12 protein-coding genes are annotated in these 11,670 nt (G+C 29.3%); 1 reads left to right on the top strand and 11 read right to left on the bottom strand.

The features are described from left to right. Window positions 1-363: 363 nt before the first annotated feature. From AACQ14_RS09130 to AACQ14_RS09110, 5 genes are all read right to left on the bottom strand, one after another. Complete coding sequence (locus AACQ14_RS09130) at window positions 364-939, bottom strand: hypothetical protein (protein WP_339363275.1); 576 nt, start codon at window positions 937-939, stop codon at window positions 364-366. Between the two features lie 201 nt (window positions 940-1,140). Next, complete coding sequence (locus AACQ14_RS09125) at window positions 1,141-1,947, bottom strand: sugar phosphate isomerase/epimerase family protein (RefSeq protein WP_339363274.1); 807 nt, start codon at window positions 1,945-1,947, stop codon at window positions 1,141-1,143. Between the two features lie 14 nt (window positions 1,948-1,961). After that, the gene (locus tag AACQ14_RS09120) at window positions 1,962-4,991 is read right to left on the bottom strand and encodes an efflux RND transporter permease subunit (protein WP_339363273.1); all 3,030 of its coding nucleotides are present in this window, start codon (window positions 4,989-4,991) and stop codon (window positions 1,962-1,964) included. 5 nt (window positions 4,992-4,996) lie between these two features. Then, on the bottom strand, window positions 4,997-5,860 hold the full coding sequence (locus AACQ14_RS09115; RefSeq protein ID WP_339363272.1) for an efflux RND transporter periplasmic adaptor subunit: 864 nt from the start codon (window positions 5,858-5,860) through the stop codon (window positions 4,997-4,999). 127 nt (window positions 5,861-5,987) lie between these two features. Beyond that, window positions 5,988-6,617: a TetR/AcrR family transcriptional regulator gene (locus AACQ14_RS09110; RefSeq protein WP_339363271.1), complete on the bottom strand. Its 630-nt coding sequence runs from the start codon at window positions 6,615-6,617 to the stop codon at window positions 5,988-5,990. 232 nt (window positions 6,618-6,849) lie between these two features. On the opposite strand from AACQ14_RS09110, the gene AACQ14_RS09105 reads away from it, so the two are divergent. Then, window positions 6,850-6,987 carry a hypothetical protein gene (locus AACQ14_RS09105; RefSeq protein WP_212693830.1) on the top strand — a complete coding sequence of 46 codons (138 nt, stop codon included), beginning with the start codon at window positions 6,850-6,852 and terminating at the stop codon, window positions 6,985-6,987. A gap of 100 nt (window positions 6,988-7,087) precedes the next feature. Here AACQ14_RS09105 and AACQ14_RS09100 read toward each other — a convergent pair whose 3' ends face one another. From AACQ14_RS09100 to AACQ14_RS09075, 6 genes are all read right to left on the bottom strand, one after another. After that, entirely contained in the window at window positions 7,088-7,723 is a 636-nt protein-coding gene (locus AACQ14_RS09100; RefSeq protein WP_339363270.1) for a chloramphenicol acetyltransferase, read from the bottom strand. A 99-nt stretch (window positions 7,724-7,822) separates the two neighbouring features. Beyond that, window positions 7,823-8,305: an LURP-one-related/scramblase family protein gene (locus AACQ14_RS09095; RefSeq protein WP_339363269.1), complete on the bottom strand. Its 483-nt coding sequence runs from the start codon at window positions 8,303-8,305 to the stop codon at window positions 7,823-7,825. 448 nt (window positions 8,306-8,753) lie between these two features. Further along, complete coding sequence (locus tag AACQ14_RS09090; RefSeq protein ID WP_339363268.1) at window positions 8,754-9,131, bottom strand: CoA-binding protein; 378 nt, start codon at window positions 9,129-9,131, stop codon at window positions 8,754-8,756. A gap of 14 nt (window positions 9,132-9,145) precedes the next feature. Beyond that, the gene (locus tag AACQ14_RS09085; protein ID WP_339363267.1) at window positions 9,146-9,940 is read right to left on the bottom strand and encodes an ABC transporter permease subunit; all 795 of its coding nucleotides are present in this window, start codon (window positions 9,938-9,940) and stop codon (window positions 9,146-9,148) included. A gap of 34 nt (window positions 9,941-9,974) precedes the next feature. Beyond that, window positions 9,975-10,772 carry an ABC transporter permease subunit gene (locus tag AACQ14_RS09080; protein WP_339363266.1) on the bottom strand — a complete coding sequence of 266 codons (798 nt, stop codon included), beginning with the start codon at window positions 10,770-10,772 and terminating at the stop codon, window positions 9,975-9,977. Beyond that, window positions 10,759-11,658, bottom strand: coding sequence for an ABC transporter ATP-binding protein (locus AACQ14_RS09075; protein WP_339363265.1), 900 nt, complete (start codon window positions 11,656-11,658; stop codon window positions 10,759-10,761). Before AACQ14_RS09075 ends, AACQ14_RS09080 begins: the two co-directional genes overlap by 14 nt. Window positions 11,659-11,670 lie beyond the last annotated feature (12 nt).

The following is an 11,670-nucleotide window of genomic DNA, read 5'->3' as shown; positions in this document are numbered from 1 at the left end:
TGAAAACGATTACATGTATTCAATAAAAAAAAGATATTATACTTAACTCCAATATATTCTAAATTATAGTTCACTTCTTAATTCTTTATATGAATTTAAACATAAAATTAATAATAGGTCAAGAACATTTTATTAATTCATAGATATTATTATAAAAACAATGATGACCTCATTAATAACTTGACTTTTTTATCTCTAATAGTAAAACGAGCTGACTCATAATACATTTATTATAATTAAAATTACCTTAAGATATACTATGTTCAGTCTATCTTACAGAGATATTTAATGTATTATGAATCAGCTTTATATATATACAAAATCATTTTTTTCAGGTATCTTTCCCTAATTTAATAATATGTCTTATCCTACCATAAATTGCTGGTATTCTTTTTCATTACAGAAATCTGATAATTTTCCTTCATATACTTTATGTAACTTCATCCTATTAAGGTAATAGAAATCAACTGTAGAAACTAATGTACTTCTTTTATTAAACAGCTTTACACCGCTTCTCTCGTATACATGGGATACAAAATGGGTACATACATATCCGTATGGAATTTTTATTGGTATATGCAACATCACTGTAAAAATTCCAAATATATTATAATAGTATCTTCTTTTTCGCTTCTTGAAATGTTCTATGTTTTTAATTAATTTATCATATTGCTCTTTTGTTACTTCCATTTTGCATATTAAACAAGTAGTATTTTTAAAACGAGCATAAGTTCCTTTGTCAATATATTCTCTGACAAATCCTCCGATTAAAGGGTTTCTAGGGAATTTTCTACCAAAACTGTACATCTCGTTCAGCTCTTCGTCCAGTGCAACCGATACATGGTTATATGGTATTTTGGTATAGAATTTGATCAATCTATTCAACACAGAACCAGTATCAGAAAGCATAATATAAGTGTCTATCGTGTCTTTCTTCATGGTCAACCCTCATTCATATTTAGTCTAATTAATAATGATTATTTTTTAATCTTATGTCATCTTACCATATTTTTGTACCAATAACAATTAAAAATAAATTAGAAAAAACTTAATTTTTTAATAAGATTTTTTAATGTTTTTTATAATAATACTCATCCTATTATCACAAAATAATCCAATCACCTCTTTAATTTTAATCAACTATAATATATATTCCAATTCAGTTCTTAATATAACAGCCTTATCATGTGCCTCTCTTAAGAATTCAGCTGAATCATAATCATCTTTTGTTTTATCATAAAAGACCTCAAATGATAGATTTCCCATATAATTTATTTCCTTCAACTTATAAAGCAGCTTAATCCAATTAATGACTCCTTCATAAGGCAGCCAATGTCTATCTGTACATCCATCATTATCAGATAGATGTAATGAAATAAGTCTATCACCATATTTATTTAAAACATCAAAAATAGAGGCGCTGTACAAGTTAGCATGAGAAGAATCGTAACACACCCCTAACCAATCTGTTTGGATATTATTAAGAACATAATCAAAAAACTCTTCTTGTCTTGTATTTTCTATGGCGATTCTGATTCCACATTTTTTTGCTTCTTCTAATATGGTTTTCATGGAATCAAGCCCGTATATGTTAGGTTTGTTTGGATAATCACCTTGGGTCAGATGCATGACTATTACTGGTATATTATAAGTATGGCAATCATGGATACATTTAATGAATTCATTAATTATATAATTACGCTCAGTTTCATTACTGCTCCATAATTTATTACATTCATAATATGGTGCATGTATATTTTCTATACTTATATCCATCTCCAAGATTTTCAATAAATCCTTTTTACCTTCTTCTGAAAATAATTCTTCATCCCACCATAACATGATGCTGTTAAATCCAGCTTCTATTATCTTCTTGACACGTTCTACAGGTGGCATGATATATCCAAACCAATTAAATATTCCTAATTTGATATTACTGTTTTTCATTAGCATTTGCCTCATTATTTCTTAGTTTTTTCTACTAAAGTATATACAACTGGTATAATTACCAATGTCAATATAGTAGATATCATCAATCCGCCCATCAAAGCTATTGCCATAGGACTAAAGAAAGAACTACCTGATAGTGCTAGTGGTACTAATCCAATAACTGTTGTAACAGTACTTAGCATAATAGGTCTAAACCTCTTATCCACTGATTCTATACATGCTTCTATTAAAGAAGCCCCTTTATCTCTAGCCCTGTTAATATATTCAATTAATAATATGGCATTGTTTACTACAATACCAATTAAGCTAATTACACCTAATAATACTGTAAAAGTTACTTTTATATCTAATAAAACAAGTATTAGAATTGAACCAATAAGGGAAAGTGGTACAGTCAATAATATTACTAATGGTTGCTTGAAGGAGTTGAATTGTAATAATAGTATAATATAAATTATAGCAATTGAAAAGATAGCTGCTAAATCCAGTCCATCAAGATAAGTATCCATAGTCTGTTTCTGCCCATAATATTTGATATTCAAGCCGGCTGTATTCATATTATTTTTTACCATAGATTCAACTGTATTACCGATATCTACAATACTATAACCAGATATGACATCACACTGGACAATGATGGCTTCTTCACCATCCAATCTATTAATAGCTGGAAGATTCTCCTGTAATTGAATATTTGCAACTTGTTTTAGTAAAACTTTCTCACCTGTTATATTTGATTTTATGGCTAGATTATTGATATCCCTGATTTCTTTTGCGTTAGTCTTAAGATACACCTTATAATTTTTGTTTCCAAGATTAGCTGTAGTTGGTATTGAACCATATAATGATAGATTCAGTTGTTTTTGAATATCATATTTAGTTAAACCATAGGAAGCTGCTGCATTAGAGTCAATATCAACTTTATATTCATATTCTTTACTAAGCATGTTGGTACTTACATTGACAGTACCTTCTTTACTTAATAATTCTTTTTCTATTTCTTGGGCTATCGACGTCATTCTTTCCGTATCTTCTCCTGCAATGATTACCTTGAAATCTGGTCCACTTTCCGTTAACTCCAATCTACCAACGGTAGCTATACCATTTTGTAGTACAGAATTAAGCTTATTCTGTAGATACAGAGAAAAATCGTTTAGATTCTTATGTGCATTAGTTTTCTTCAAGTTGACTCTAAACAAGACTTGACCTATATCTTCAGTGGATGCAAGAGAATTAATTGTTATATAGAATTTGGGCATAGAACCACCTATTGCTGAAGTATAGGTAGTAATATCCTTTTCTTGTTCTAGTACTTTTTCAACTTCTTTTACTAATTCTTTTGTTTTACTGATATCCCCTTTGACCTCTCCTTTTACATTAATGTACATTATATCTTTGTCTGCATATGGGAACAAATCAATATCTAGGGTAAAAACAGCTAGTATTGATAATACTAGAACTCCTAGGCTGATTGCAATAGTAGTGATTTTGTGTTTTAAACCAACTTTGAGGAATCCTTTGAAAAATTTTCTTATTATATTTTTCCTATTCTTCTTATCTTGGCTGTGTTCCTTGAAAAACAAACTTGCTAGTGCGGGTGTAACAAGCATTGCAACAATAAAAGAGGCTGTAAGAGATATAAATACCACTTGTGGAAGACTCTTTACGAATTCACCTGCTGCTCCAGGAAGTACAGTGATAGCTGCAAATGCTACCAGCGTTGTCAATGTAGATGTAAGAACAGGAACAAGTTGTTCTCTGGCACCTAGATAAGCTGACTCTTTTTTACTATTTCCTTCATTCAATTTAACTTGTATAGCATCACTAATAACAATAGAATTATCTACCAAGATACCCAATGCCACAATTAAACCTGAAATTGACATTTGCTGTATATCTATCCCCAACAGTTTCATAACAATAAAAGTAATACAAATGGACAATGGTATTGATGTGGCCACAATAAGAGCATTTCTTATACCTACACCGATTAGTACAACCAATAAAACAAATAACATACCTTCTAATAGACTTATTATGAAGTTATTAACGGATTTTTCCACTTCTTCAGGTTGAAATAAGACTTCATCAATCTCCAATAATCTATTTGATGAAACTTTATAATTATTAATGATATCTTTAACATCTTTTCCAATATTAACTATATTCTTATTATCTTCAAAATAACCTGTAAGAAGTACTGCTTCCTCACCTTCGTGAGTATACTGCCTAACATTTTCCTTTCTTTCTATATTAACCTCAGCTATGTTTTTTAACCTGACAATACCTCCTGTCTCTGGAGATATAGTTATTATTAGGTCTTCAATATCTTTTAGTGATTGATATTTTCCAGGAGTACTGACTGTTATTTTTCCTTTATCAGTTTCCACGTATCCTGAAGGAATGTTCAGATTTTGTGAAATAAGTAAATTATATATATCTTCAATTGACAGACTATAAGTATTCAATAACTTATAATTAACCTCAATGACTACTTGTTTTTCTTTTAGTCCATCAATAACTACTTTTTTGACTCCGTTAACTTTAATAAGTTCCTTTCGGATAGCCTCTCCATGATTAGATAACTCGTCATAAGCAAGTTCTTTTGATGATAAACTTATTATGAAACCAGCAGAATCTATTAAATCTGTTTCAACAATAGGTTTATCTGCTCCTAAAGGCAATTTGCTTTCCATCCCATACATAGTTTCTCTAAGATTATCCCATTGTTCACTACTATCAATTCCAGTAGTAAGTTTGACAATTACTATTGATACATTATTATTGGAAATAGATTCAATACTATCTATTCCATCTAAAGTCATAGCTTCTTCTTCGATAAGTTTAGTTACTTGTTCTTCCACCTCTTTTGCTGATGCACCTGGGAAGGTTACTGTAACTACTGCTGCAGGAGAAGTGGTATCTGGGTTTTCCTGTTTAGGAAGCAGATAATAATTATATAATCCATAAATTATTAAAATTATAGCTAAAAGTATTGTTGTTTTTCTTTCTTTTATGGCATACTTAATAATTTTACCCATGTGTCTTATTCCACCTCTTTTTCAGCGATTTTTACTTTTTGACCTTCTTTCAAATTCGAGGTTCCTGATACAATGAGCTTATCTCCCTCACTCAATCCTTCAATCAATATTTTATTCTTACTATACCCTTTTATAGTAATATTCTTTTTAACTGCACGATTGTCATCATTCATAAGATATACAAACGGATCTCCTTCATTAAGTGCATTATTGATATCTATATAAAAACCTTCTTCTTGCCCAATTATCAAATCAATCTCTGCTACTGCTCCAACAATATAATCCTCTTTATCGTATGTACCTGCCAACTCTATCTGAGCAGGGAAGGTCTTACTTGATTGATCTGGATAAGGACTGATTTGACAGACTCTGCCTGATGTTTCAACACCATTGATGGTTATATTGACTTTTGTTCCAACATCAACTTTTTTAATATCTTTTGAGATTATACCAAAAGATACTCTATGATTATAGACATTGAGACTTATTAATGGTTCTCCCTCTTGCACTGTGGTTCTAGACTTACCAAATACCTCTTTCACATATCCATCTATATCTGAATTAATACTTATGGTATTATCTTCATTCTCTTTTATCATAAATAATTCTTCGTCTTTATTAACTTTTTGTCCTGCTGCTACATTCACTCTAGTTATTGTTCCTGAAACATCAGTAAATAATATACGTTCATCATTGACTATGACAGTTCCCAAATAATCTAAAATAATATCATTCATTTCTTTCTTTAGTTCTTTTACCTCTACTGTCCTTACAACCTCTTCACTTTTTACAATCTTATTTGGAATTAGACTACAACCACTTATGCCTATAATGATTATTAAGCAGCTTATAATTATTTTTAATTTCATTTCCTTCCCTCCAATCTACTATATTAAAAGTATTGCCATTCCAAAAGAGAATCATGGTTCATTTTACAACAAAAAAAATAATTTAATTATTAATTGCAACAAGTTTATTGACCAATAAAGATGGCTGTTATAAGAAGTATAATTTTACGACTTTATTCATTAAATCAGCCATATCAAAGGATTCTTCCATATTAATAACCATATAGCTCAACGTCTCATAGAAACCTTTTGCCAAACTGCAAGCATATAATTTATCTTCATCTTCTAAATATGTCTTATTCATATCTTTCTTTATCTTTCCATAGAGAACTTTTTGAATTATCTCTATGAGATTAAGTCTTGAACTTGGAACTTCTTTACTGCTTTGAAAAAATATAATTGCTTTATCTCTGTTTTTATTTATGTACTCACTAAGATCATAACAGATCTTGCTTACCATTGGGTATACACCTAGATAATTAGGATAGTCTTCAAGCTTGCCAACTAAATCATAGACATCTTCCTCCATATCTTCCAGATTAACCATGTTGTGAGTATTTTCCTTGATGATGTTGTTTACTTTATCTACGAATTCTTTTATAATCTCATTATACAAATCTTCTTTACTGTTAAAATATCTATATAAATTTCCCACAGCTACTTTCGCTTCTGTTGCAATATTCTTCATTGAAGTTTTTGCATACCCATAATTCTTGAACATATCTACAGCAACATGAAGTATTCTATTTTTAATATCGTCTTTTAAGACTTGTGGCATTAGTGAACACCCCTTCATTATTGTATTATATATTATTATACTGCAATCCCTTTAATAAAGCCAGTATTTTTAAATATATTTTAATTAAATTTAAAATTTTTTTATTATTTCAGATTAATATTAACTTTTTTATATGATATATTATAGAAGGATAGCTACATTATTCATGTATAATCAAATACAATAATGCAAATAATAAAAAAGAATAAATTAAATAAAAGGGATGATATATGTGAATGATTTAAATAATCTAAATCAAGTACCTCTTGCTAATTTATCCAATAACGAACTAGATAGAATTACTCAATTAGAAAAAGAATTCAATGAAAAATATTATTTGATTGCTTTTGAGAAAGATGAGAGCAAATAATATTAATTAATTTATAAAATAGACTCTGTTATAGTACCTTACCACTAAACAGAGTCTATTTTATTTTTTACTTGGATACTTTTACATTATATACTATTGTCTATAAGTATTTTTCTGGATTATCCATAATCTCTTGTATCAGTTGAAAGTATTTTCCTACATGAAGTCCATCTGCCAAAGCATGATGTACTTGTACAGATAGAGGTAATTTGATTACACCATTTTCTTCAAAAAATTTTCCCCAGCCTATTCTTGGTATGCTATCTACTGGATTTATGTTTATTGGATGTGAGGCTGTTGTAAATGAAATCCAAGGAAGACTTGTAAGATATAGAACATCATCTTTGCTAGAGTCATCTTTTAAAGATATATTTTCCTTAGATTTATTCATCTCAATCATAGTATTTTCTTTAAAATTTTTAAAATCATCAAAATAATCTACTGTACAGAAGCCAAATAATTCTTCATCCCCCATTATAGTAAAAGCTGGTCTAACTTTTTCATGTTCTATAACATTTTCTCCTCGTATTCTATATCGAAATTCTTTTATGTCATTAGCGGTTTTGGAAACTACATAAATCGTAGTTATAAAAAAAGGAAGACCATTTTCTTTTATAAATTTATGAAATTTAGTTATGTCTATATTAGCGCAAACATTATAATGTGGATAATCTAGTTGTTTAAAGAAATTATAGTGTTCTTTTCTTTTCCAGTTATCAATGTCAATAATTTTCATAATATCATACTCCTTGAATAAAATTTCTATTTAAAAGACACCTATAAGGTGCCTTCTATTACAATTCAATTTTAACTGAAACATTATAAATTAATAGTGTTAATGATTATTGTTATCATGGATTATCTGGTCTATGACTATTACCAGGGCTATAATGAATCCATAATCTTCGTTATCATTTACATCAACACCATATGTATCAGAGAAGCTAAAAAATTCTTTGGATACAGTAGCTACTATATTACCATTTTTCATTATGGAAAAATTATAATTAAAAGGTCTGCCGTCTATATCATAATAACCATTTTCACTTTCTATATTGAACTTAGAACCAAAAAAAGCAAGCTTTTTCTTGACTAGAGCAACTGGATTGCCTTTTCTGAATATAGTGTATTCAGGCATCATCCTTAGAAGCTTTTGCTCTATATAGAATATTTCTTCTCCATTCATATCAAATAATTGTAGTTTGTCACCTAAGCTGAATACTTTACCTTTTACTATAAAAAAATCATTCCCCATTTCATCTTTTATAGTAAAGTCATCTCCAAAACTAAATATTTTTTCCCTTACTTGGAATCTCATTGAATAATCACCCTTATTAAATTATTTTAGAAACGCCATAATACTTGTAATAAATATTAGGGCGTTTCTTTAAATGACATAAATTCTAAATTTCATATTATTAGATTATTTATAATCAATTATATTTTATCATTATTATAGGTTTTTATCAATATAGGTAGTTTGAGTTTCCTCTTTTTTTAGGATTAGATTTATTGCAAGTAAGTCAGAAAAAATATTTTGTTCTGACATGGCTTATGCAAAAGAGTATATGTATATGTTTCGCCAGCTACTTGCTCGTCCTGAGCAAAAAGCTGGGTTCGGCGTCCTGCCTCACTACTTCACATATACATATACCCTTTTGCTCTTAATACCCTTCAATATTAATCACAAAACACTTTTTCTTCTGATTGGTTAACGATTGGCTATATTCTTTTTTTATATAATTTATAGTGATTGAGAACTTACTTTACGATAGGGCAACGAGGACACATGCTTGTACGGCTTCGATATCGTTATCTTTTGCGTATTGTAATATTTCTTCGCTGACAGTGCCTGGCTGAAGCCAAACATTTTTTATTCCTAGATCTTTACATTGTTTTATGATTGATATTCCTATTCTTGGATTGACTACGAAATCTACTACATCAACTTTTTCAGGTAAATCAGTTAATTCTTTGTATGCCTTATCACCGTCTATTTCTTTGCATTTGACACTAATTGGATAGACTGTGTAGTTGTTATCTTTTAATTTCTTATATATTTTATAACCAAATTTATCCTGGTCATCAGTTGCTCCTACTACAGCCCATTTTTTTGATTCCAACATTATTGTTTCTACACTCATATATGATCGCTCCTTTATAAAAAATCTTTTCTTTGATAATTAGTATACGTAAGAACAATACTTACTACTATGATAATTATTGACAACATAATATATAATGCTTCAAAACCATTGCCATTCAACACTTTGATAATATCAAAATATGAGAATGGAGTTATATATTTGACAAAATCCAGTTTATCGGATATATTTCTAAAAACATCCAAGAAATACATGATGAGTATTATACCTGTTGATATTGTAGTTGCTTTCTTAGCTTTTCCAGCAAATGATGATATGGCTAATCCTAGACTGAAGAATATACATTGTATTATTAATAGTACAACCATACCATTAATCAGGCCACCAGTTATGGATTCACCATTATTATTTATATTTACAAAAATAATCGTTGTTAACCCTGTTATAATATTAATAATTAGAACATCTATGAAACCAACTATTATCTTACTTGTTATCATGCTGCTTCTTGTAATTGGTTTTACCATGAGAAAATCTGCTGTTTTATCTCTAGCTTCTTTTGATATTATTGTCGCACCCAACATTATTGCATGAATACCAGTTATTAATACATAGTACATGAATAGAACACTATAATAACCTTTTATTTCTGTAAGATTTAAGGAAGACAAACCAAATGCATTCTTCATAAAATCCGGTAGACTTTCCAGTAATTCATTGGCTTCACTACCCATAGCTGCAAATCCAGCATATTTTGCGAAAGCCATAGAAGTAAATATAATTATACAAACACTCCATATAATAAGAGCTTTCCTATACGCACGTAATTCTCGCAGAACAATATTCATAGAATTTCCTCCTATCTAATGTTCCTTCATATACTTATACAGAAGGAATATCCTTTTTTTGATATATGACATATGACACTGCTATAAATATAACTGTTAATGCTATCGACGTTAATAAATGTGATAACGAATACGCTGAATTCTCAGTTATATATCCGCTGTCAAAAAAACCAAATGGTGATAGGTAGCTGTATTTTTTATCTTCTACTGTTTGATTGAAAAGATAGATTACATAAAATCCAAATACGACACCTAAGGTAACAGGTAAAACACTTTTTAACTTATTAACAATAGTTCCTATCAGAATACCTAATGAAAATAAGAATAATTGCACAAACAATAAGCTAAGTGTCAATAGTAAGAAATCAGTAAAGTTATAATCTGCTTTTTTAAATGCTTCTACAGCAATTAATGCAAAAACGAAAAATATTACATTCATTATTACAATATGAGTCAATGCAGCCATAATCTTAGGGGTTAGTATATTAGCTCTTCTTAGAGGTTTAACAAGTAAAAAATCTGATGTCTTGTCTCTTGATTCTTTTGAAGTTATATCAAGTCCCAGCTTCATAGCAAATATACCTCCTATAAGAAGGATATATGAAAATGCAAAGCTATAGTAACCAATAATATGTGCCATACTCATATTACTTAGACCCATTGCTTTTATGAAAGCTTCTGGAAACTGACTTATAAGCTTCTCAAACTGCTCTGCCTCTTGTGAATAAGTAGGAAATAATGATACAAATAAGAACAGAACAGCTATTATAGAAACAGTCCATATTATATTACTTTTAAGATATTTCCTAAACTCGAACTTATAAATATTCATAACTTAAACCCCCTTGATAGTAATACATGAAAATCTCCTCAAGAGTTGGTTCTTCAACTAGTAGGTTAGCTAATTCTATTCCACCTAATTTATTAATCATAATATTGAGATTACCTTTATATAAAAATGTTGCTTTATTTTCATTTACCTCAAGTTCTGAAACACCATTAACATCAAATGCAGTTTTTTCAAGATTCTTATGAGATTCAATCCTGAATCTTTTATATCTACTTTGACGTAAAGATTCTATACTTTCGGTTTTAATTATTTTACCTTCCTTAATTATAGCAACTCTATCACACATTCTTTGTACTTCGTCTAATATGTGGGATGAAAAGAATATTGTTGCTCCTTTTTCATTTTCTTCTCTTATTAGGTCAAAAAATTTCTGTTGCATCAATGGATCAAGACCACCTGTTGGTTCGTCAAGTATTATTAATTTTGGTTCGTGAAGTAATCCTTGAACAATCCCTACTTTTTTCTTATTTCCAAAAGATAAATCATCTATTTTCTTCTTAAGGTCCAGATTCATTACTTCTGCTAACTCATGAATTCGTTTTGTACAATCTTTACCATAAAAACTAGCAGAATATTTTAGTAAATCAATAACTCTCATATTATCATAATAAAAAACTTCTGATGGTAGATAACCTATATTTTTTCTAATCTCTGCACCATCTTTTATACAATCTTTTCCAAATATCTTAGCACTACCACTTGTTGGATAAATCAATGATAGTAAAGTTCTTATAGTTGTTGACTTACCAGCTCCATTTGGTCCAATAAAACCAAAAATCTCTCCTTCTTCAACTTTTAGTGAAACATCAATTATTCCTCTTGATTTACCGTAGTACTTAGTAAGTTTTTCTGTTTCAATGATATGCATACGATAACCTCC

Source organism: Vallitalea maricola, from assembly GCF_036985595.1.
GTDB lineage: Bacteria > Bacillota > Clostridia > Lachnospirales > Vallitaleaceae > Vallitalea > Vallitalea maricola.
This window is presented reverse-complemented; position numbering and strand designations above follow the sequence as displayed.

What these genes read in the sequence shown, in the direction of transcription:
- AACQ14_RS09130 (WP_339363275.1), bottom strand. Translation starts at nt 939, where the DNA reads ATGAAGAAAGACACGATAGACACTTATATTATGCTTTCTGATACTGGT.
- AACQ14_RS09125 (WP_339363274.1), bottom strand. Translation starts at nt 1,947, where the DNA reads ATGAAAAACAGTAATATCAAATTAGGAATATTTAATTGGTTTGGATAT.
- AACQ14_RS09120 (WP_339363273.1), bottom strand. Translation starts at nt 4,991, where the DNA reads ATGGGTAAAATTATTAAGTATGCCATAAAAGAAAGAAAAACAACAATA.
- AACQ14_RS09115 (WP_339363272.1), bottom strand. Translation starts at nt 5,860, where the DNA reads ATGAAATTAAAAATAATTATAAGCTGCTTAATAATCATTATAGGCATA.
- AACQ14_RS09110 (WP_339363271.1), bottom strand. Translation starts at nt 6,617, where the DNA reads ATGCCACAAGTCTTAAAAGACGATATTAAAAATAGAATACTTCATGTT.
- AACQ14_RS09100 (WP_339363270.1), bottom strand. Translation starts at nt 7,723, where the DNA reads ATGAAAATTATTGACATTGATAACTGGAAAAGAAAAGAACACTATAAT.
- AACQ14_RS09095 (WP_339363269.1), bottom strand. Translation starts at nt 8,305, where the DNA reads ATGAGATTCCAAGTAAGGGAAAAAATATTTAGTTTTGGAGATGACTTT.
- AACQ14_RS09090 (WP_339363268.1), bottom strand. Translation starts at nt 9,131, where the DNA reads ATGAGTGTAGAAACAATAATGTTGGAATCAAAAAAATGGGCTGTAGTA.
- AACQ14_RS09085 (WP_339363267.1), bottom strand. Translation starts at nt 9,940, where the DNA reads ATGAATATTGTTCTGCGAGAATTACGTGCGTATAGGAAAGCTCTTATT.
- AACQ14_RS09080 (WP_339363266.1), bottom strand. Translation starts at nt 10,772, where the DNA reads ATGAATATTTATAAGTTCGAGTTTAGGAAATATCTTAAAAGTAATATA.
- AACQ14_RS09075 (WP_339363265.1), bottom strand. Translation starts at nt 11,658, where the DNA reads ATGCATATCATTGAAACAGAAAAACTTACTAAGTACTACGGTAAATCA.